Source organism: Mycobacterium sp. IDUB_28 (genome assembly GCF_055419285.1).
Map to the genome: position 1 here is coordinate 233,538 of NZ_JBVAXK010000001.1, position 22,062 is coordinate 255,599.

Consider the following 22,062-nt stretch of genomic DNA (forward strand, 5'->3'; position numbering starts at 1 on the left):
CGGAATTTCTGATGGACGATACGATCCACGCGTGTCGAATGTGCCTCCTCCGCAGCCAGTGCCACCGCCGTGGCCCGTGGTCGCCTCTCCACTTCGTCCGCCGTCGCGGTGGCCCGCGTTGGTGTCACTCGTGATCGCACTGGTTGCGATCGGGGTCGCTATTGCAGCCTGGTTGCGTCCTATTCCTGCTCCGTATAAGCCGCCTCCGGCGCCGACGTATTCGAGTCAACAGGTAGCGGATGCGAAGGGGAAGGTATGCGCTGCGTATGCGAAGGTGCATCAAGCTTTTGCGGTAGTAGGTGCACGCGATGGGGGTGATGACCCTACCGCTGGCCTCGCGGTTGCTACTAGCTCCCGACAGGCACTCGAGGTGGGCAGTCGCTACCTCCTTTCGAAGCTCGCAGCAGAGCCCGCCACAGATGCAGAGCTAGCAGAGGCGATGCACTCGATTGCGGAGGCTTATCAAGAACTCGCGATTAGCTATCTTGCAGACGCTCGCGATTCCGATGTCGAGCCGACGCGCCAATCAGTAGACCGGCTTTCGTCGAAGATCGATGGACTCTGCAAGTGACCGACTTGCCACCGGGGGAATGGTCTTATCTTCTCGTCGGCGACCAGTGGCCTAGTGAACACGAAATGTTAACGTTGCAAAATGCAAGATCTAATCGGCAGACACTCAAGAACAATTTTTCCGACTTTGCTAATAGGATGCGCAAGGCCCAACTGGAATCATTAGCGCAGCAAAGCGGTTTAACTATTGATTACCTACGCGAAGAATTTCGCCTCGGAGAGATGCACGCTCGGTGCATCGAAGAAAAGAATGCCGTGAAGGAAAGGGCGTATAGCACAGCTTACAACAGTATGCAGAGCCTTCGTCAGTCTTTAATTACCTTGGCAGAAGAAGGCAACAAAGAAATCAAACAGGTCCAAGAGTCCAAAGAACCAACTGGCATTAAACTCGCTTCGATCGTCGCAATCATTGAGCAATATCGCGAGCAGGCAAATCTCTCAGCAGCCAAATATGGTAGCAACTTACTGGAGGGAATCCAGCATATCTTAGATGCAGATGCTTCCAATCAATCAGCCCGCGCATTCGCATCAACTCAAGGAATCGACGTTAGCCAAATGTTCCGACAACCTACTGATCATCGAGAGGTTGAGGACCAAGTACGGGCTATGCTTAACAAACAACCCGGCCATTCCAATTTGCCCGGCAATGCTTCAGACCATCCGACGGCGCCGCCCGGATCGTCTTTCGAGACCGGGATTCGAGAGGAAGTCCGGCTACCGGGTCATCTCGCGGATAGCCATCTTCCCAGCGGCGCCCACCCACCGCTGCATAGCGAGCACACAAATGTGCCCGGAAACCTTCGGACGCAACCCCAGTTCAGTCCCGTATCGGGTCGGCTCGCAACCCCTTCGCCGGCTGCCACTGCAGGACCAACAGGTGGTGCCGCGACGCCCGCGCCCCGTGCGTCTACGTCTTCAACACCATTGCTAGTGGGTCAGCCCCTTTCAACACCGACCCCAAGCGCCGTCATCGATTCTCGTATGCCCAGCGTTACTCCGTCACCAGCTCTCTCCCCCTCCGAACTCGCCCAAAGCTTCAATAGGGGTCTCGAAACTGGCGCACCGATTTCCCCACCGGTACACGCGATGCCGTCGACTCCAACCACGTCAGCGGAGTCGCATTTCACCCATCCCGTGTCAACGACTCCCGCAGCAGTCTCCAACGCGCCGGTACATGTTCCAGTGACGGATTCGCCCCCACCGGTTCACCACCCGACCGTCTCCGAAGGACCCTCGCCGGCCCCGCAGATAGTCGCCGCCGCACCTGCGGTGGCACCCGCCGTCACGCCGCAGCCCGTCGGGCCACTTCCCTCCTACGGTGCTGACCTACGGCCCCCGGTCACGACTAACCTCGCCCCGCCCGCGCCTTCGAGCGTGCCGCCACCGTTGCCGGCGACGCCGAGCTCGGCGCCGGTGAACCCATCGGCGGGCCAGTCTGGCGCGGGCCAGCCTGCGGTCGTACGCCAAAGCACCAGCCCAGCGACTCCCCCGCCGTCGCCGGGAACCGGGGTCGCGGCCCACGCTGTCGCTGCCACCGCCACCGGAGCTGCCGTCGGCGCGGCGTCAGCCGACGCCGCCGCCCGAGCCAGACTGCAGCGCCTGGTCAACTCGGTCGCGCGTCAACAACCTCGCCTGGCCTGGGCTGCCGGCGACCGCGCCGACCAAACCACTGTGCTGACAACGGATTTGGCCAGCGGATGGGTCCCGCCGAGTATCGACCTGCCTTCCGCGGTGACGCTGCTGACTCCGGCCCGGCGCCGCCGCAACCTGGAAGCCCTGCTCGGTGACGTCACCGTCGTCGCCAGCTACACACCGATCCATCATGTTGCATGCGACGACGGCGATCCCCCAGCAACGTCGACGCGGCCCCGATCTGCGCCCGACATCACCGATCTCGGCTGGGAGTTGTGCCAGGCCACGCAATGGCGCGACGGGCTGCCGCGACTTGCTCACACACTGGCCAAGGCGGCTTCGGCGGGCACAGGTGTGCTTGATTCCGAGGTTGACCTGCTACACCAGCACCTGAACACCATCAGCTCCCAAGTGCTCGACGGCTACCCCGACAAGATCGATGCCCACGCCGTCGGCAACTGGCAACTGCTGGCGGCAATCGAAGCGCTCATCAGCGACAACAAGACCATCGCGAACTACCACCTCGCCTGGTTCCTGGCCGGCAGACCGACCGCCGACAGTTAGCAGCCAAACCACGGACCGGTCGGACCCGTGACGAGTTCCGTCCCGGCTATCGCAAGTTCGCCCTGCTGTGCTACCTGGCTAGCCGGCGAAAATCAGCGCCGCCGTGCCAATCCTGCACCGACGCAGGGACGTTGACCGCCCGACCGGGGCGCCGAGTCAGTCCACCGGCACCACGATCAACTCATGCGGACGGTTGTTGACCGACATCGCACCGTCGTCGGTGACCACCACGATGTCCTCCACCCGCGCACCCCACCGACCCGGAAAGTAGATGCCCGGCTCGATGGAGAACGCCATCCCCGCGGCCAACGGCAGATCGTTGCCGGCGACGATGTAGGGCTCCTCGTGCACGCACAGCCCGATACCGTGCCCGGTGCGGTGCACGAAATACTCCGCGAGTCCGGCCTCAGCCAGCACATCACGCGCTGCCGCATCGACCTGCGCTGCGGTCACCCCTGGCCGGACAACGTCGAAAGCCGCACGCTGAGCTCGCTGGAGCAACGAATATTGCTCCGCCACTTCCGAAGTGGGCTCTCCGATGCTGTAGGTTCGCGTCGAATCGGAGTGGTATCCCGGCTCGTAGGTGCCACCGATATCGACGACCACGATGTCTCCGACCGCCAACTCGCGATCCGAATACCGGTGATGGGGATCGGCGCCGTGCGGCCCGGACCCGACGATGACAAACGCCACATCTGAATGCCCCTCGGCGACAATCGCTTTGGAAATATCGGCGGCGACGTCGGCTTCGGTCCGGCCGGGTATCAGGAAGTCGGGCACCCGGGCATGCACCCGGTCGATCGCCGCGCCGGCCTTGCGCAACGCGTCAATCTCGGCCTCTTCCTTGACCATTCGGAGCTCGCGCAACACATCGGTGGCCAGCACCGGCATCACGCCCAGCGCACCGGCCAGCGGCAGCAGATGCAATGCGGGCATCGAATCGGTGACCGCCACCGCGGCGGGAGCGACGTTGAATACCTCGCTCACCAACCGATACGGGTCGTCGCCGTCGACCCAGTCCTGGACCCGCAAGCCCATTTCCAGCACTGCGGAATCCTTCAGCGTTGCAAGCTCCAACCGCGGCAACACCACCGTCGGGTCACCGAGCGCGGGCAGCACCAAGGCGGTGAGCCGCTCGAATGTCTCTGCGCGCGAGCCCAGCAGATACCTCAGGTCGTAACCCGGAGTGATCACCAGGCCGGCCAGACCTGCCCGGGCGGCCAACCCGGCGGCGGCCTCCAGCCGACGGGCATACACCCCGGCGTCGAATCGGTGAGAGTCCATGGTCAGTCAGGCTAACCGGGCAACCTGGCAGGATGATCCGCATGCCCGCCCCCCTAGCGCTGCTGGACGGCGCCAGCATGTGGTTTCGTTCCTTCTACGGGTTGCCGTCGTCGATCAAAGCCCCGGACGGCCGCCCAGTCAACGCCGTTCGCGGCTTCATCGATTCGATGGCTGCGGTGATCGCCCAACAGAAGCCGAGTCGGCTCGCGGTGTGCCTCGATCTGGACTGGCGCCCCCAGTTCCGGGTGGATTTGATCCCGTCGTACAAATCTCATCGGGTGGCTCAGGAGGAGCCGGCGGGTGAACCCGACGTCGAGGAAGTGCCCGACGAACTGACTCCGCAGGTCGACATGATCATGGAGTTGCTGGACGCGTTCGGGATCGCGACGGCGGGCGCGCCCGGGTTCGAGGCCGACGACGTGCTGGGCACCTTGGCCGCCAAGGAACGCAATGATCCAGTGGTGGTGGTCAGCGGGGACCGGGACCTGCTTCAGGTGGTGTCCGAGGAGCCGGTGCCGGTGCGGGTGCTCTACCTCGGTCGCGGCCTGAAGAACGCCACCCTGTTCGGGCCCGAACAGGTCGCAGACCAGTACGGCGTTCCGGTGGACCGGGCCGGGCCCGCTTACGCCGAGTTCGCGCTGCTGCGTGGGGACCCATCCGACGGCCTGCCGGGTGTGCCCGGGGTGGGCGAGAAAACTGCCGCCACCCTGCTGGCCCAGTACGGGTCACTTGAGCGACTCATGGCTGCCGCGGCGGACCCCAAGTCCAAGATGGCCAAGGGAGTGCGCACCAAACTGCGCGACGCCACCGACTACATCACGGCAGCAGAAAAGGTGGTGCGGGTCGCTACCGACGCCCCGATCACACTGTCGACGCGCAACGACAAGCTGCCCCTGCACGCAGCCGATCCCAAACGCACTGCTGAGCTGGCGACCGAATACCGCGTCGGTTCCTCGGTGGGCCGGTTGCAGAAAGCGCTCGACGGGCTGCCGTCGTAGCCGCTACTGCGGCCGGCCAACCTCGTAGGTGCCCTTGTCGTCCTGGAAGGTCACCGTGACGCGCTTGGATGCGCCGTCGATGCTGACCGTGCAGTCGAAGGTACCGCCCTTCTTCACGGTCGGGTTGGATCCGCCGTTGCACTTGACGTCTTTGACGTTCTTGGCGCCATAACCATTGGTTTCGTCGGTCAAAATCGTCTGCACGCCAGTGTTGGCTTTGTTGACGTCCAGTGTGGTGGTGACGAAGAAACCGGGCGCGACAAACCCGAGGATGCCGACGACCACGATCAGCAGCGCCAAGATGCCGCCGACCACACCGAAAATGAGGCCTTTGGAACGCTTGGGGCCGGGCTGGCCGTAGGGCGAGGGCTGGCCCGGGTACTGGCCGGGTTGTCCGTATTGGCCGGGCTGACCCGGCTGGCCGTACTGGGGCTGACCGTACGGAGCAGCCTGCCCGTACTGGGGCTGCCCGTACTGGGATTGGTCGTACTGCGGAGTCCCGCCGAACTGGGTGGCCTGCGAGTTGGGATCGTACCCGGGTTGGGCGTACTGCTGCTGGGGGTAGGCCTGCTCGGCCGGCTGCTGGTATCCGGCGGGATATTCGGCGGCAGGGTAGGACTGCGCGTGCCAGGTCGCGTCCTGACCCGGCTGCTGCTGCCAGGGCGACCCGGCCACCGTCGGGTCCGAGGAGCCCTGGCCGGGCTGCTGCCACCTCGGGTCTGGTCCACTCATCGTTACTCCTCAGTCCGGTTTGTCCTGGCCACGCGTTGGGCCGTCCAGTCCTGTGTCGATCACGTCCGGATGTAACCGTAGCTCGGCCTAGCCTACCCGGCGTCAACTGCGACGACGCCGCGCCGAACGTCATTGATAGCGCGCTTGGCGGCGGCACGCACATCGGGGTCCGGGGCCGCATTGCGAACCTGGTCCAGCAGGTCGAGCACCTGACGGCACCAGCGCACGAAATCCCCTGCTGACAACGGTGTTCCAGCATCCGCGGCGTCGGCGGCGGCCAGTGCCGCGGCCAGGTCGCCGGTGCGCGCCCAGCGGTAGATCACCCGCACAAAACCGTCGTCGGGTTCGCGGCTCTGGGCGATCCGGTGGGTCTGCTCATCGGCCCGCAACGCCGTCGACAACCGAGCAGTCTGCATCAACGCCTGGCGCAACGCCGGGGTCGGTACATCCGTGCCGAACGGCGCGCCAGGACCGTCCCCGCCGCGGGTTTCAAACAGCACTGCCGACACCACCGCAGCGAGCTCGGGCGGCTTCAGGCCGGCCCAGGCACCCGTGCGCAGGCACTCGGCCACCAGCAGGTCGCTCTCGCTGTAGATCCGGGCCAGCAGCCGGCCGTCGTCGGTCACCTGGGGATCGGTTGCCGGGCCGCGGATGAACTCCCGCTCGGTGAGCAGTCCGACAATCCGGTCGAACGTGCGGGCCAGCGAATTGGTGGCGGCGGCCACCTTGCGCTGCAACTGCGCATTGTCGCGTTCGATCCGGAGGTAGCGCTCGGCCTGGCGGACCTGCTCCTCGAGACCTGCAGAACTGTGCAGCGGGTGGCGGCGCAACTGCTCGCGCAGCGCCGTCAGCTCCGGATCGTAATGCGCGTTCTCCTTCGCGCGGCGCCCCGAAGGAGCCGTCAGCCCCTCGGCGGCGGCCCGCAGCGCGGACGCAAGATCCCGTCGTACCCGCGGCTGGCGGTGCTCGACCCGCTTGGGCAACGTCATGGAACCGACCGGGGGCGTGGCCCCGGTGTAGTCGGCCGACGAGATCCGCCCCGCCCAACGGTGTTCGGTCAGGACCAGCGGCCGCGGGTCGGAGGTGTCACGAGCGGACTCCAGCACCACGGCCAGCCCGCCCCGGCGGCCGTGGTTGATGGTGATGATGTCGCCGCGACGCAGCGCGGCCAGCGCATCACTGGCCGCCTGCCTGCGGTGCAGCCGAGAAGCCCGCGCCGCCGTACGTTCCAGCTCGCTGATCTGGGCGCGCAACCGGGCGTAATCCAGGACTGCTGAATCGTGACCGCCGATCTCGGCAGCGATCTCGTCGAGCATGCTCTTGCCGCGTTCGATGCCGCGCACCACGCTGACCACCGATCGGTCGGCCTGATACTGGGCGAACGACTGCTCCAGCAGCCGATGCGCCTCGTCGGGCCCGAGCTGACGCACCAGGTTGATCGTCATGTTGTACGACGGCACGAACGAGCTGCGCAGCGGGAAGGTACGGGTCGAGGCCAACCCCGCGACCTCCGACGGTTCCACATCCGGGTGCCACAGCACCACCGCGTGGCCTTCCACGTCGATGCCGCGGCGGCCAGCCCGGCCGGTCAGCTGCGTGTACTCCCCCGGCGTCAGCGGTACGTGCTGCTCACCGTTGAACTTGACCAGTTTCTCCAGCACGACCGTGCGGGCCGGCATGTTGATGCCCAGCGCCAAGGTCTCGGTCGCGAAGACGGCCCGGACCAGGCCAGCGGTGAACAGCTCCTCCACCGTGTGGCGGAAGGCGGGCAACATCCCCGCATGATGGGCGGCCAGGCCGCGCAGCAGACCTTCGCGCCACTCGTAATAGCCCAGGACGGCCAGGTCGGCGTCGGCCAGGTCGCCACAGCGGTGGTCGATGACCTCGGCGATGCGGGCCCGTTCGGCTTCGGTGGTCAGCTTGAGCGGTGATCGCAGGCACTGCTGGACGGCGGCGTCGCAGCCGACCCGGGAGAAGACAAAAGTGATGGCGGGCAGCAGCCCGGCGGAGTCCAGGGACGCGATCACATCCGGCCGCGCGGGAGGGCGGTAGAACCTGGGTCGTCCCCCACCGCGCGCCGGGCCACCGCGTGGGCCCCGGCGCGGCTGCCAGTCCGACATCCGGTCGGCCTCGCGGCGATGCGCGATGTGTTGCAACAGCTCGGGGTTGACGTGCGGCTTGTCCTTGGGGCCCTGCGACCGGTAATCGAACAGGTCGAACAGCCGTTTGCCCACCAGGACGTGCTGCCACAGCGGGACCGGCCGGTGCTCGTCGACGACCACGGTGGTGTCACCGCGCACCGTCTGAATCCAGCCGCCGAACTCCTCGGCGTTGCTGACCGTCGCGGAGAGGCTCACCACCCGCACCTCGTCGGGCAGATGCAGGATGACTTCCTCCCACACCGGCCCGCGCATCCGGTCGGCCAGGAAGTGCACCTCGTCCATCACCACGTGGGAAAGCCCCTGCAGCGCAGCCGAATCGGCGTAGAGCATGTTGCGCAGCACCTCGGTGGTCATGATGACGACCGGGGCATCGGCGTTGACCGACACGTCGCCGGTCAACAACCCGATCCGATCCTTGCCGTAGCGGGCCGTCAGGTCCGAGTGTTTTTGGTTGCTCAGCGCCTTGAGCGGGGTGGTGTAGAAGCATTTGCCGCCGGCGGCCAGCGCCAGGTGCACGGCGAACTCCCCGACCACTGTTTTTCCGGCGCCGGTCGGCGCGCAGACCAGCACGCCGTGGCCGCCCTCCAGCGCGCCACAGGCCCGCCGCTGAAAATCGTCGAGGGCAAAGGGCAGTTCGGCGCTGAATCGGGCCAACTCGGGCAGATCAGTCACCCCACCACCTTGCCGGGCTTGCGCGAGCGTCCCCAAATTGGCGGTCAAAATGCCCTTTTGTCGCACATTTAGGGGCGCTGGGCGCCGCAACGGTGGCGCGTGGGTGCTTAAGTGACGTCGTCATGACTTCCGCCGATCACCGACGGCGCGGGTATCGGCTCGGGCTTGTCGATTGGCGATGCCTCGTCGTCGGGAATGGCGGCGGCTTCGCGTTTGGCTTTACGCCGGTCGTGCAGTCTGGCGATCTGGATGGCGAACTCCAGCAGCACGGTCAGCGCCAGTCCGAGCGCGGTCATCGAGAACGGGTCGGAGCCCGGGGTGAACACCGCGGCGAACAGGAACATGGTGAAGATCAGGCCGCGCCGCCAGGATTTGAGCCGTTCATAAGTGAGCACACCGGCGAAGTTGAGCATCACGATCAGCAGCGGAAATTCGAAGCTGACCCCGAATACGACCAACAGATTGATCAGGAAGCCGAAGTACCGGTCGCCCGACAGCGCGGTCACCTGCACGTCGCTGCCGACCGTCAGCAGGAAGCTGAGCGCTTTGGACAACACCAGATAGGCCAGAAACGCGCCGGCGACGAACAGAAACGCTGCCGGGATCACGAACGCCACCGCGAACCGGCGTTCCTTCTTGTACAGGCCGGGCGTGATGAACGCCCAGAGCTCGTAGAACCACACCGGGCAGGCGGCCACGATTCCGGCCGTCATCCCGACCTTGAGCCGCAGCATGAACTGGTCGAACGGCGCGGTGGCCAGCAGCCGGCATTGCCCGTCGGCGCTGATACTGGCGCGCGCCGATTGCGGCAGTGCGCAGTACGGCTGGCGCAGCCATTCGCCCAGGCTCTCCACCCCGAAGATCGGGTGGGAGTACCAGATGAATCCGAACGCCGTGGTAACCACGATCGCGCCCAGCGAAACCAGCAGCCGGGCCCGCAGTTCGGTGAGGTGGTCGACCAGCGACATGGTCGCGTCGGGATTGACCCGGCTGCGCCGGTTACGCGGGTTCAGCCGTCTCAGCGGACCGAGAGCGCGCGCTGAGGCCCTGGCACCTTTCACCACATTCGGTCAGAATGCCGCCGGGCTAGGCCGGCCGCGCCTCGGTGTGACCCTGCTCCGCGGGCGCGGGGTGTTCGACGCGCTGCGACTGCACCGGCGTGGGGTTTTCGATGGCGGCGTCGGTCTTGTTCTCGCTCTGCATCTCGCGGACCTCGGACTTGAAGATCCGCAGCGACTTGCCCAGCGAGCGCGCTGCATCGGGGAGCCGCTTGGCACCGAACAGCACGATCACCACAACGGCCAGGATTAGCCAGTGCCACGGTTGAAGACTGCCCACTTTGATTACCTCCAGACGTTGGCCCTGATGTTACCGCAGTACGGCTGCCGCACCGGGACACGCGCGCTGCGCGCCGTCGGCGCGACCGGCATCAGCCGAGTTCAGCGGCCTGGTAGGCCGCGATGGCCGCCTCCGCGGCGGATCGGACCCGGGACGCGAGCGACTCTGGCGCCAGCACCTTGACCTCGGATCCGAAGCCCAGCACCAGCCGCGCCATCCAGTCGTCGGAGGCATAGGTCATCGTCGCCTCGCAGGAGCCGTCGGAGTGTTCGCGTACCTCCCGCAACGGGTAGTACTCGAACATCCACGACGCGGACGGCGCCACCAGCAGCGTCGCCGACGGCAAGGACGGGTCGCCGTCGAACAGCGAGGTGTCCGGCGGCGATTGCCGTGCCGGTTCCGGCGGCGAGGCGGGTTCACCCAGGTCGGTGGCGTCGACGATGCGGTCGAACCGGAACAGTCGGACCCCCTCGGCCTCGCGCGACCACGCTTCCAGGTAGCTGTGGCCGCCGATCAGCAGCACCCGGATCGGGTCGACGGTCCGCTGGGTCAGCGAGTCGTGCGAGGCGGCGTAATAGTCGAGGGTCAGCGCATGTCCGTCGCGGATGGCCGCACGTACGACCGCTGCGGCGCGGCTCTCCACCGGCGCTGGTTTTTCCACCGCGGACACGGTGTCCTCATGTCCGACGGCGCCGGCCGCCGCGGCGATCTTGGCGATCGCGCTGCGCGCTGCCTGCGGATCGACGACGCCGGGAATGTCGGCCAGCGCGCGCAATGCCACCAACAGCCCGGTTGCCTCCGGCGACGTCAGTTTGAGCGGCCGGTCGATTCCCGCCGAGAACGTCACCTTGACGGTGTCGCCGGAGAACTCGAAGTCGATCAGGTCGCCGGGGTAATAGCCCGGCAGACCGCACATCCAGAGCTGGTTGAGGTCGGCTTCGAACTGCTTGTCGGACACGCCGAGTTCGGCGGCCGCCTCGGCTTTGGTGATCGCCGGATTCGACATCAGGTAGGGCACCATGTTCAGCAGTCGCACCAGCCGGTTGGACAGTTGGGTCACGCCGGCGCCTCCGCCACAGCGGCCGCCGCCCGGAGCCGCGCCAGGACATCCTCGCGCAGCGATTGCGGCTGCAACACGATCGCGTCGGCGCCATAACCGGCGATCTCACGGGCCAGTCGGTCGCTGAATCCGATGTCGATCTCGATCACGTCGCCGTCGCGGCCGGCCAGTCGCTGCGGGCCGACCGGCCTGCCGGTGCGCCGCAATGCGGTGCCGCGTCCGTCGGCCACCCAGACGCTGGCCTGCGCGCCGGTCGGCGCTTCGGCGACGGCGGCGGCCACGATCCCGGGAAGATCAACATCCTCGGGCACGGTGACCGCGCCGGGCTGCCCGATGGGCGTGACGCCGGGACCGATCCGCGAGAGTCGGAACGTGCGGGTGGCGTTGCGGTCCCGGTCATGCCCGACGAGATACCAGCGGCCTTTCTCGGTGACGACGCCCCACGGTTCGACCGTGCGGGTGGTGAACGGTTCGGCGCGCGACGGGCGGTGCGGAAACTGGACGGCCTGCCGAGATTGGATGGCCGCCAACAGGATTCCCAGGATGTCTTCCGAGCCCCGCAGGCCGGGAACACCGGGCGGTGAGGCGATGGCCACCGGGGCACCGGAATCGACCTCCACACCGGCCGCGCGCAGCTTGAGCAGGGCGCCCTGAGTGGCGGTGATCAGCTCCGGCGATTCCCACAACTGGGTGGCGACCGCGACCGCCGCCGCCTCGGCGGCAGTCAACTCGACCTCCGGCAGCGCGTAGGCCTCGCGGTTGATGCGGTAGCCCTCGGTGGGGTCCAGATTGGACACTCTGCCGACCTCGAGCGGGATGCCCAAGTCGCGCAACTCGTTCTTGTCCCGCTCGAACATCCGCGAGAACGCTTCGGCGGTGGGGCTTTCGGAGTAGCCGGCGACGTTGGACCTGATCTTCTCGGCGGTGATGTAGCCGCGCGTGGACAGCAGGGCGATCACGAGGTTGACCAGCCGTTCGACTTTCGAAGTGGGCATCCGTCCTAGGTTAGATGCCTCGACTCCTTTTCATGCGCGGGCGCGAGCTTATGCGCAGGTTCGAGTAGCGCCGGGTTCGGTCACATACTCGCGATGAGTCGTTTCACCCGCTCGTCGACCGCCCGGAACGGGTCTTTGCACAGCACCGTGCGCTGCGCCTGGTCATTGAGCTTCAGGTGCACCCAGTCGACGGTGAAGTCACGACCGGCAGCCTGGGCTGCGCTGATGAACTCCCCGCGCAGCCGGGCGCGGGTGGTTTGCGGCGGGTGGTCCACCGCGTCGGCGATCTCCTCGTCGGTGGTGACCCGGGTGGCCAGACCCTTGCGTTGCAGCAGGTCGAAGACACCGCGGCCGCGCTTGATGTCGTGGTAGGCCAGGTCGAGCTGCGCGATCTTGGGGTCGGACAACTCCATGTTGTAGCGGTCCTGGTAGCGCTGGAAGAGCTTGCGCTTGATGACCCAGTCGATCTCGGTGTCCACCTTGGCGAAGTCCTGGCTCTCCACGGCGTCGAGCTGGCGGCCCCACAGGTCGACGACCTGCTCGATCTGCGCGTTGGGTTCACGGTTCTGCAGGTGCTCGACCGCGCGACTGTAGTACTCCCGCTGGATGTCCAGCGCGCTGGCCTGACGGCCGCCGGCCAGCCGGACCGGGCGGCGACCGGTGACGTCGTGGCTGACTTCGCGGATGGCGCGAATCGGGTTGTCCAAGGAGAAGTCCCGGAACGCCACCCCCGCCTCGATCATCTCCAGCACCAGCGCGGCGGTGCCGACCTTGAGCATGGTGGTGGTCTCGGACATGTTGGAGTCACCCACGATGACGTGCAGACGGCGGTACTTCTCGGCGTCGGCGTGCGGTTCGTCGCGGGTGTTGATGATGGGCCGGCTGCGGGTGGTCGCGCTGGACACACCTTCCCAGATGTGTTCGGCGCGCTGGGACAGGCAGAACGTCGCGGCTTTGGGGGTCTGCAGCACCTTGCCGGCCCCGCAGATCAGCTGGCGGGTGACCAGGAACGGCAGCAGCACGTCGGAGATGCGGGAGAATTCGCCGGCGCGCACGATCAGGTAGTTCTCGTGGCAGCCGTAGGAGTTGCCCGCGGAGTCGGTGTTGTTCTTGAACAGGTAGATGTCGCCGCCGATGCCCTCGTCGGCGAGCCGCTGTTCGGCGTCGACCAGCAGGTCTTCCAGCACCCATTCGCCGGCGCGGTCGTGGGTGACTAGTTGCACCAGGCTGTCGCATTCGGCGGTGGCGTACTCGGGGTGACTGCCCACGTCGAGGTAGAGCCGGGCGCCGTTGCGCAGGAACACGTTGGAGCTGCGTCCCCACGACACCACGCGGCGGAACAGATAGCGGGCCACCTCGTCCGGGCTGAGTCGACGATGCCCGTGGAAGGTGCAGGTGACACCGAACTCGGTCTCGATGCCCATGATTCGTCGCTGCACGTTATCGAGGGTACTTGCTGTCCTACCGCTGCAGTCAGCAAGCCGCGCCTGTGCCGCAACTGTGACCGGACGCGTCGGACCTGTTTCCGGCAGACCCGCGGCGCACTCCGATGCCGCGCCTACTCGGGGGACTCGCCTTCGGACTCTGCAGCGCTGTCCGATTCCGGCTCGCCGTCCTGCAGCAGGCTTTCCACCGTCGACCGGGTGAGGCGTTTGAACGCCCGCCGCGGCCGGTTGGCGTCGAGGATCGCGACTTCCAGGCTGGCCACACCTACGCTGGCCTGGCCGTTGCTACTGGAGTCGGCACTGCCGGCGCGCAGCGCTTCCACCGCCATCCGCAGGGCGTCGGGCAGCTCGGCTTCCTCGGCGAACGACTCCTTGAGTGCGTTGATGATCGGTTCGGTGGTGCCGCCCATCACCACGAAATGCGGCTCGTCGGCGATCGACCCGTCGTAGGTGATCCGGTAGAGCTCCGGGGCCTTCGTCTCGCCGTAGTGGGCGACTTCAGCCACGCACAGTTCCACTTCGTAGGGCTTGGCCTGCTCGGTGAAGATGCTGCCCAGCGTCTGGGCGTAGACGTTGGCGAGCTGCCTGCCGGTGACATCGCGACGGTCGTACGCGTAGCCGCGGGTGTCGGCAAATTGGATGCCGCCGCGGCGCAGGTTGTCGAACTCGTTGAACTTGCCGGCCGCGGCGAAACCGACCCGGTCGTACAGCTCGCTGATCTTCTGCAGCGATCGCGAGGGATTCTCCGCGACGAACAGCACGCCACCGGCGTAGGCCAGAGCCACCACGCTGCGTCCGCGGGCAATGCCCTTGCGGGCGAGCTCGCTGCGCTCGCGCATCGCCTGTTCGGGCGAGATGAAATACGGGAAGCTCACTTCTCACCGCCATCGGGGCCGAAAGTATCAGCGCGCGAACGACTTTCGATGACACCGCGCGCGAGTTCAGCGATCCGGCGCTCCGGGATCTCCATCGCGCCGTCGGCGTCGATGGTGACCGCGGTGGGATAGATGCCGCGGACCAGGTCCGGACCGCCCGTCGCGGAGTCGTCGTCGGCAGCGTCGTAGAGCGCTTCGACCGCGACCCGCAGGGCCGAATCCGCGTCGGCGACTTGGGAATACAGCTTCTTGATGGACGACTTGGCGAAGATCGAGCCCGAGCCCACCGACTGGTAGCCCTCCTCTTCGATGTTCCAGCCGCCGGCGGCGTCGAAGGACACGATGCGACCCGCTGACTCCGGGTCGGCGGCATGGATGTCGTAACCGACCAGCAGCGGCAGCGCCACCAGGCCCTGCATGGCGGCGGGCAGGTTGCCGCGCACCATGATCGCCAGCCGGTTCACCTTGCCGGCGAACGTCAGCGGCACGCCTTCGAGCTTCTCGTAGTGCTCGAGTTCGACCGCGTAGAGGCGGGCGAATTCGACCGCGATCGCCGCGGTGCCTGCGATGCCGGTGGCGGTGTAGTCGTCGGTGATGTAGACCTTGCGCACGTCGCGCCCGGCGATCATGTTGCCCTGCGTGGATCGCCGGTCTCCGGCGATCAGGACTCCGCCCGGATACTTCAGCGCGACGATGGTGGTGCCGTGCGGCAGCTGGTCGCCGAGCGAGGCACCAGTGATCCCGACGGGCAGCAACTCCGGTGCCTGGCGGCGCAGGAAGTCAGCAAACGACGACAGGTCTATGCCTGAGGATCCGGGAAGTGCTGAGTTGATGGGTAGGCGATCGGGCGACTGCCAGGTCACTGGCCGCCCTTTTGGACGTATGCCCGCACGAAGTCCTCGGCGTTCTCCTCCAGGACGTCGTCGATCTCGTCGAGCAGATCGTCGGTGTCCTCGGTCAGCTTCTCGCGGCGTTCCTGGCCAGCGGCCGCCGCACCGGTGACGTCGTCGTCATCGCCGCCGCCACCGCCGCGTTTGGTCTGCTCCTGCGCCATCGCCGCCTCCTGCTCGTCATACGCCCTTCGGGCGGGTGTCCATTCGCCCGTTGACTTTTCTCTACCCTACCGGTCGGCCCCGACATTTCGTCGGTCTGACCACGCCGTCAACCGGTCACCGCGTCAGCTGTTCCACCAGCTCCACGGCGCTGTCCACCGAATCCAGCAACTCCCCCACATGTGCTTTGCTGCCACGCAGCGGCTCCAGCGTCGGGATCCGTACCAGCGAGTCACCGCCGAGGTCGAAAATCACCGAGTCCCAACTGGCCGCGGCGATGTCGGCCCCGAACCGGCGTAGGCACTCGCCGCGGAAGTATGCGCGGGTGTCCGTCGGGGGGTTGTCCACCGCCTCGAGCACCTGATGCTCGCTAACCAGGCGCTTCATCGATCCGCGCGCCACCAGGCGGTTGTACAGGCCTTTGTCCAATCGCACGTCGGAGTACTGCAGATCCACCAGGTGCAGCCGCGGCGCCGACCAGCTCAGGTTCTCGCGCTGGCGAAACCCTTCCAGCAGCCGCAGCTTGGCCGGCCAGTCCAGCAGCTCGGCACACTCCATCGGGTCCCGTTCGAGCAGATCGAGTGCGTGTGCCCAGGTTTCCACGACGTGCGAGGCACGGGGATCCGGGTCGCGGCTGTCGACCAGCTTGGCGACCCTATCGAGGTAGATCCGTTGCAGCGCAAGGGCCGTCAACTCGCGACCGTCGACCAGCGCGACGGTCTGACGCAGCGACGGGTCGCGGCTGACCGCGTGCACGGCGTGCACCGGGCGCGCCAGGGCCAGGTCACTGAGGTCGACCCCTTCCTCGATCAGGTCCAGCGCTAGGGCGGTGGTGCCCAGCTTCAGGTAGGTCGAGGTCTCGGCGAGGTTGGCGTCACCGATGATGACGTGCAGCCGTCGGTACCGGTCGGCGTCGGCGTGCGGTTCGTCGCGGGTGTTGATGATGCCGCGCTTGAGGGTGGTCTCCAGGCCGACTTCGACCTCGATGTAGTCCGACCGTTGCGACAACTGGAAGCCGGCCTCATCACCGGAGGCGCCGATGCCGACGCGCCCGGATCCGGTCACCACCTGTCGCGACACCAGGAACGGCGTCAGGCCGGCGATGATGGCCGAGAACGGCGTCTGCCGCGACATCAGGTAATTCTCGTGCGACCCGTAGGACGCACCCTTGCCGTCGACGTTGTTCTTGTAGAGCTGCAGTTTCGCGGCACCGGGCACGCTGGCGACATGCCGTGCGGCCGCCTCCATCACCCGTTCGCCGGCCTTGTCCCAGATCACCGCGTCCATCGGGTCGGTGCATTCCGGCGCCGAATACTCCGGGTGGGCGTGGTCGACGTAGAGCCGGGCCCCATTGGTCAGGATCATGTTGGCCGCGCCGACCTCGTCGGCATCGACGACGGGTGGCGGTCCGGCCGAGCGGCTCAGATCGAACCCACGCGCGTCGCGCAGCGGCGATTCGACCTCGTAATCCCAGCGGGTACGTTTGGCGCGCTGGATGCCGGCGGCCGCGGCATAGGCCAGAACGGCTTGGGTCGAGGTGAGGATCGGGTTGGCGGTCGGGTCCGACGGCGAGGAGATGCCGTACTCGACCTCCGTCCCGATAATCCGTTGCATGCCTTGAAGCCTAGGCCCGCCGACGATGCAGCCCCTGCGGGGGCTGGTGAGGAGGCGGGCAATCAAGCCGAGCCCGCCGACGATGCAGCCCCTGCGGGGGCTGCTCCCCCGCCGTTGGCTCTGCGTCTAGGGCGACAAAGTGCGAGTAAGCCGCACCCTGCGCGCAGAGTGAACGGCTACTGTGACCCGCCATGAGCCCATCATCGGCCACGGACCAGGCGGAAAGCTGGTTCTTGCAGCGCGGTCTGCCGTCGGTGCTGACGACACGCGGGCGGTGGCGACGACTCTGGTCGCGGTCGGCGCCGATGTTGGCGGCCTACGCCACGCTGCACTGTTGGACTCTGCCGATCCTGTTCGTCGCGGACCCGGAGCACATCGTGATCGAAGGACAGCTCACCCCTCGGGACTTCTTCCTACTGGCGCTCCTCGGACTGGCCCCGGTGGCGATGGCGGTCGTCGGTTGGCTGGTGTCGCGGATGGCGGACCGTCGTAGACGCGCGACGGCCTCGACGGTGTCTACAGCGCTGGTGGGGATCGTGATTGCTCTCCAGAACGGACCGCAGCATCTCGGCAACGCTGCGGGCACCGCCGCGGTGTTGATGCTGTTGACCGGACTCGGGGTCGGGTCCGTCGCCGGTTGGTCGGCCCGCATGACGCTGTCGCACCTCACCACGATCGGCGGCCTCGCAGTTCGGGCGCTGCCGGTAGTTCTGCTGACCACCCTGGTCTTCTTCAATGGCAATGTCTGGCTGATGTCGGCGACCATCACCGGCGGCCGATTGGCGCTCGCAGTGGTGTTCTTGGTCGGCATCTCCGCCGCGTTCGTGGTCTCTGCGACCGCAGAACGTATCCGGCCAATGCTGCGCTCGCCAACCGGGGTCACCGACGAGGCAGAACGCCTAGCCGACACGCCCTTTGCGGCGATGCCGGACCCGCCGAACGCACCCGCGTTGAGCAGGATTGAGCGCGTCAACGTAGTTTTCGTGCTGGTCGCCTCGCAACTGACCCAGATCACGGTGGTCGCGGCGCTCACTAGCGGGATCTATGTGGTCCTCGGTTTGATCGTGCTGACTCCGGCCCTGCTCAAAGAGTGGGCCCGCACCACCGAGGCCAACTCGACGATTCTGAACCTGACGGTTCCCGTGCCTGATTCGCTGACTCATTTGTGCTTATTCCTGGGGGCGTTGACCTTCATGTACGTCAGCGCCCGCGCGGCCGGCGACGACGACTACCGCGCGACGTTCGTCGACCCGCTGATCGCCGACCTGCGTGCCGCCCTGGTGGCGCGTGGCCGGTATCGCGGTCCGGTAGCGACTACGCCGATGATTGACGCTGGTGAGCTGGGTGATTAGGTTCACCCTGTGTCAGCCCCACAATCGAGTTCCACATCCCGCCATGCCGCGGGTGACCTGTCCGGGAAGCGTTACGGCGAAGTACTTCTCGTAACCCCCGGCGAGGCGGGTCCGCAAGCCACCGTCTACAACAGCTTCCCGCTCAACGACTGTCCGGCCGAGCTCTGGTCGGCTCTGGACGCTCACGCCATCGCAACCGAAAACGGTGCGGCCACTGCGCTACTCAACGGTCCGCGCTACTGGTTGATGAACAGCATCGAGAAGCCCTCTGCGGGAATGCAGATCATCAAGACCTTCGGGGGCATCGACATGTTGCTGCAGGCCACTGTGCTGCTCTCGTCGATGAACCCGTCGCCGTACACCGTCAACCAGGTGAGCCGCAACACAGTGTTCGTCTTCGACGCTGGCCAGGAGATCTATGAACTTCAGGACCCGCACGGCCGGCAGTGGGTGATGCAAACCTGGAGCCAGGTGGCCGACCCCAACCTGTCGCGGGCGGATCTGCCCAAGCTTGGCGAGCGACTCAACCTGCCGACGGGCTGGGCGTATCACTCGCGTGTGCTCTCCGACGAGTTGCGCGTCGACACCACCACCCAAGCCGCTCAGGTACTGCAGGATGACCTGACCAACAGCTATTCGCTGGTGACCTGAGTCTGAACGCGCCTGGGCTACAGGTACTGACCCAGGTTCGACTCGGTATCGATGGCCCGCGACGCGCTCGACGACTTGCCGGTGACCAGGGTGCGGATATAGACGATCCGTTCACCCTTCTTGCCCGAAATCCGCGCCCAGTCATCGGGATTGGTGGTGTTGGGCAAGTCCTCGTTCTCGGCGAACTCGTCGACGATCGAGTCGAGCAGGTGCTGGATGCGCAGACCCGGCTGGCCTGTCTCCAACACCGACTTGATCGCGTTCTTCTTTGCCCGGTCGACGACGTTCTGGATCATTGCCCCGGAGTTGAAGTCCTTGAAGTACATGACTTCCTTGTCACCGTTGGCGTAGGTGACCTCCAGGAACCGGTTGTCGTCGATCTCGGCGTACATCCGCTCGACGACCTTCTCGATCATCGCCCGGATGCAGGCACCGCGGTCGCCCTCGAACTCGGCGAGGTCGTCGGCGTGCACCGGCAGCGTGTCCACCAGGTACTTGGAGAAGATGTCCTGTGCCGCTTCGGCATCCGGGCGCTCGATCTTGATCTTCACGTCCAGACGGCCGGGCCGCAGGATGGCCGGGTCGATCATGTCCTCGCGGTTGGAGGCGCCGATCACGATGACGTTCTCGAGTCCCTCGACACCGTCGATCTCGGACAGCAACTGCGGCACCACGGTGGTCTCGACGTCCGAGGAGACGCCGGTGCCGCGGGTGCGGAAGATCGAGTCCATCTCGTCGAAGAACACGATCACCGGGGTGCCCTCGGAGGCCTTTTCCCGGGCCCGCTGGAAGATCAGCCGGATGTGCCGCTCGGTCTCGCCGACGAACTTGTTGAGCAGTTCGGGGCCCTTGATGTTGAGGAAGTAGGACTTGGCCTCGCGGGCGTCGTCCCCACGCAGGTCCGCCATCTTCTTCGCCAGCGAGTTTGCCACCGCCTTGGCGATCAGGGTCTTACCGCAACCGGGCGGGCCATAGAGCAGCACACCCTTGGGCGGACGCAACGCGTACTCGCGGTACAGATCCTTGTGCAGGAACGGCAACTCGACGGCGTCACGGATCTGCTCGATCTGACGGGTCAGACCACCAATGTCGGAGTAGCTGACATCCGGCACCTCTTCGAGCACCAGGTCCTCGACCTCGGCCTTCGGGATGCGCTCGAACGCGTAGCCGGCTTTGGTGTCGACCAGCAGCGAGTCACCCGGCCGCAGTTTGCGGGGCCGGCTGTCGTCGTTGAGGGCGTCGGGATGCCCTTCGGGCAGGTCCTCAGCGACCAGCGGTTCGGCCAGCCAGACGATGCGCTCCTCGTCAGCGTGGCCGACCACCAACGCCCGGTGCCCGTCGTTGAGCACCTCACGCAGCGTGGAGATCTCACCGACCGATTCGAACGTCCCGACCTCGACCACGGTCAGTGCCTCGTTGAGCCGGACGGTCTGGCCCTTCCGCATCGACGAGGTGTCGATGTTCGGCGAGCACGTCAGACGCATCTTGCGACCCGAGGTGAACACGTCGACGGTCTCGTCCTCGTGCGTGCCGAGTAGCACGCCGTAACCGCTGGGCGGCTGCCCCAACCGGTCCACTTCTTCGCGCAGCGCCAGCAGTTGTTGGCGAGCCTCTTTAAGAGTTTCCATTAATTTGGAATTGCGCGCGGCGAGTGAGTCGATACGGGCTTCGAGTTGATGGACGTCGCGGGCCGTGCGCGTGGAGCTCTGATGGGCCGCTACGTTGTCCAGTTGCTCGCGCAGCACTGCTGCTTCACGACGCAACTGTTCCAACTCGGCAGCATCTTCGCTGGACAGGGGGATATCGCGGGGGTTCTTGAATGCTTCAGAACGCTCTGAGTCACCCATGTTGCGCTCCTTTCCCGCACCAGGAATGGCGTGGCGGATACATCCAAGCTACCGGCCAACCGCGAATGATGTGCGCAGTCAAATGCCCTTGAAAAGTTACAAGTTGGGTCACGCTGGTAATCTCGGGTTCTACTCGGGCCGCGCGAAAGGACTTCTGTGACGACGAAATCCCTAGCCACAGGCATTCTTATCGATGCGACGACAGGCTGCGCAAGCCCGGATGTGACTTACGTTTCATTCCGGTGGTTACCCACTTATCGGCGATAACCGCGCCCGCAAACGAATGTCCCGCAACGTCCGCGTAACACTGAGCGCCGCCCTCGTCACAGCGGCGGTCGCGATAGCCGGCTGTTCGCATGACACCGCAAAGAATATGGGCGCCAACGATTCGTCGCTGCCTGCTGCCTCGTCGAGCGCACCGGCCGCCCCGCCGACCGCTCCCCTGCCCGCGCCCGAAGCTCTCAGCGACATCCTGGTTCGGCTTGCCGATCCAGCCGTGCCTGGTGCCGAGAAGTTGAATCTTGTTCAGGGCTCCGGTCCGGATACCGTCGGCGCCTTGGACCGTTTCACCACCGCCGCACGTGACGGCGGCTACCTGCCGATGACGTTCGTCGCCAACAACATCGCCTGGTCAAGTCAGAACCCGTCGAACGCGATGGCCACCGTCGTGGTCACCACCGCCAACCCGCAGCACCGCGAGTTCACCTTCCCGATGGAGTTCACCCCGTTCCAGGGCGGATGGCAGCTGTCACGCAAGACCGCGGAGATGCTGTTGGCCATGCAGAATGCGGGAACGCTGCCCCCGACATCGCCGCCGCCGCCCGGGCCTCCCCCGGTACCCGGCTCAGACCCCAGCCCGGCACCCGCGCCGCCCGCCAGCCCGTCGCCGACGCCGTAGCGCACCGTGTGGATCGGCTGGCTGGAATTCGATCTGCTGTTGGGTGATGTGCACTCCCTCAAGCAGAAACGCTCGGTGATCCGCCCGGTCGTCGCCGAACTGCACCGCAAGTTCAGCGTGTCCGCCGCCGAGACCGGGTCACAGGATCTGCATCGTCGCGCGGGGATCGGGTTGGCGGTGGTGTCGGCCGATCGGGCGCATGCGCTCGACGTTCTCGACCGGGCCGAACGGCTGGTCGCGGCACACCCGGAATTCGAGCTGCTCTCGGCGCGCAGAGGATTGCACCGCAGCGACGACGACTAGGCCAGCTCGGTCTGTTGC

The 22,062-nt window shown here is 66.1% G+C and carries 19 protein-coding genes; 6 read left to right on the forward strand and 13 right to left on the reverse strand.

Annotated elements, in window-relative coordinates:
- The first annotated feature begins 1,983 nt into the window (after positions 1-1,983).
- A complete protein-coding gene (locus ACZYZ9_RS01105; protein WP_463824400.1) occupies positions 1,984-2,766 on the forward strand; it encodes a DUF5631 domain-containing protein in 783 nt (260 codons plus the stop codon).
- A gap of 156 nt (positions 2,767-2,922) precedes the next feature.
- Here the strand turns inward: ACZYZ9_RS01105 and ACZYZ9_RS01110 are convergent, their stop codons facing one another.
- Positions 2,923-4,050, reverse strand: coding sequence for a M24 family metallopeptidase (locus ACZYZ9_RS01110; protein WP_463824401.1), 1,128 nt, complete (start codon positions 4,048-4,050; stop codon positions 2,923-2,925).
- A 41-nt stretch (positions 4,051-4,091) separates the two neighbouring features.
- Here ACZYZ9_RS01110 and ACZYZ9_RS01115 point away from each other — a divergent pair, with 41 nt between their 5' ends.
- A complete protein-coding gene (locus ACZYZ9_RS01115; RefSeq protein ID WP_463824402.1) occupies positions 4,092-5,048 on the forward strand; it encodes a 5'-3' exonuclease in 957 nt (318 codons plus the stop codon).
- A 3-nt stretch (positions 5,049-5,051) separates the two neighbouring features.
- Here ACZYZ9_RS01115 and ACZYZ9_RS01120 read toward each other — a convergent pair whose 3' ends face one another.
- The 11 genes from ACZYZ9_RS01120 to dop form a co-directional block, all read right to left on the reverse strand.
- On the reverse strand, positions 5,052-5,780 hold the full coding sequence (locus ACZYZ9_RS01120) for a DUF4333 domain-containing protein (protein WP_463824403.1): 729 nt from the start codon (positions 5,778-5,780) through the stop codon (positions 5,052-5,054).
- Positions 5,781-5,872: 92 nt separating this feature from the next.
- Positions 5,873-8,614, reverse strand: coding sequence for a DEAD/DEAH box helicase (locus ACZYZ9_RS01125; protein ID WP_463824404.1), 2,742 nt, complete (start codon positions 8,612-8,614; stop codon positions 5,873-5,875).
- 107 nt (positions 8,615-8,721) lie between these two features.
- Positions 8,722-9,582, reverse strand: coding sequence for a twin-arginine translocase subunit TatC (tatC, locus tag ACZYZ9_RS01130; protein WP_463824907.1), 861 nt, complete (start codon positions 9,580-9,582; stop codon positions 8,722-8,724).
- Between the two features lie 118 nt (positions 9,583-9,700).
- On the reverse strand, positions 9,701-9,952 hold the full coding sequence (gene tatA, locus ACZYZ9_RS01135; protein WP_463824405.1) for a Sec-independent protein translocase subunit TatA: 252 nt from the start codon (positions 9,950-9,952) through the stop codon (positions 9,701-9,703).
- A gap of 91 nt (positions 9,953-10,043) precedes the next feature.
- Positions 10,044-11,012, reverse strand: a complete 969-nt coding sequence (locus ACZYZ9_RS01140; protein WP_463824406.1) for a helix-turn-helix transcriptional regulator — start codon at positions 11,010-11,012, stop codon at positions 10,044-10,046.
- Positions 11,009-12,007, reverse strand: a complete 999-nt coding sequence (locus tag ACZYZ9_RS01145; protein ID WP_463824407.1) for a helix-turn-helix transcriptional regulator — start codon at positions 12,005-12,007, stop codon at positions 11,009-11,011. The genes ACZYZ9_RS01140 and ACZYZ9_RS01145 overlap by 4 nt, the downstream gene beginning before the upstream one ends.
- A gap of 80 nt (positions 12,008-12,087) precedes the next feature.
- The gene (gene pafA / locus ACZYZ9_RS01150) at positions 12,088-13,446 is read right to left on the reverse strand and encodes a Pup--protein ligase (protein WP_463824408.1); all 1,359 of its coding nucleotides are present in this window, start codon (positions 13,444-13,446) and stop codon (positions 12,088-12,090) included.
- A 119-nt stretch (positions 13,447-13,565) separates the two neighbouring features.
- Positions 13,566-14,327, reverse strand: a complete 762-nt coding sequence (gene prcA, locus ACZYZ9_RS01155) for a proteasome subunit alpha (protein WP_463824409.1) — start codon at positions 14,325-14,327, stop codon at positions 13,566-13,568.
- On the reverse strand, positions 14,324-15,190 hold the full coding sequence (prcB, locus tag ACZYZ9_RS01160) for a proteasome subunit beta (protein ID WP_463824410.1): 867 nt from the start codon (positions 15,188-15,190) through the stop codon (positions 14,324-14,326). The genes prcA and prcB overlap by 4 nt, the downstream gene beginning before the upstream one ends.
- Positions 15,187-15,381, reverse strand: coding sequence for a ubiquitin-like protein Pup (locus ACZYZ9_RS01165; RefSeq protein WP_065049939.1), 195 nt, complete (start codon positions 15,379-15,381; stop codon positions 15,187-15,189). The genes prcB and ACZYZ9_RS01165 overlap by 4 nt, the downstream gene beginning before the upstream one ends.
- A 115-nt stretch (positions 15,382-15,496) precedes the next feature.
- On the reverse strand, positions 15,497-16,993 hold the full coding sequence (gene dop / locus ACZYZ9_RS01170) for a pup deamidase/depupylase (protein WP_463824411.1): 1,497 nt from the start codon (positions 16,991-16,993) through the stop codon (positions 15,497-15,499).
- 191 nt (positions 16,994-17,184) lie between these two features.
- Here dop and ACZYZ9_RS01175 point away from each other — a divergent pair, with 191 nt between their 5' ends.
- Complete coding sequence (locus tag ACZYZ9_RS01175; RefSeq protein WP_463824412.1) at positions 17,185-18,345, forward strand: hypothetical protein; 1,161 nt, start codon at positions 17,185-17,187, stop codon at positions 18,343-18,345.
- A 9-nt stretch (positions 18,346-18,354) separates the two neighbouring features.
- Positions 18,355-18,996, forward strand: a complete 642-nt coding sequence (locus ACZYZ9_RS01180) for a hypothetical protein (protein ID WP_463824413.1) — start codon at positions 18,355-18,357, stop codon at positions 18,994-18,996.
- A gap of 17 nt (positions 18,997-19,013) precedes the next feature.
- Here ACZYZ9_RS01180 and arc read toward each other — a convergent pair whose 3' ends face one another.
- Complete coding sequence (gene arc, locus ACZYZ9_RS01185; RefSeq protein WP_463824414.1) at positions 19,014-20,843, reverse strand: proteasome ATPase; 1,830 nt, start codon at positions 20,841-20,843, stop codon at positions 19,014-19,016.
- A 283-nt stretch (positions 20,844-21,126) separates the two neighbouring features.
- On the opposite strand from arc, the gene lppK reads away from it, so the two are divergent.
- A complete protein-coding gene (gene lppK, locus ACZYZ9_RS01190; RefSeq protein WP_463824415.1) occupies positions 21,127-21,741 on the forward strand; it encodes a lipoprotein LppK in 615 nt (204 codons plus the stop codon).
- 6 nt (positions 21,742-21,747) lie between these two features.
- Positions 21,748-22,044 (forward strand): DUF503 domain-containing protein, encoded by a 297-nt coding sequence (locus tag ACZYZ9_RS01195; protein WP_463824416.1) that lies wholly within the window; start codon positions 21,748-21,750, stop codon positions 22,042-22,044.
- Positions 22,045-22,062 lie beyond the last annotated feature (18 nt).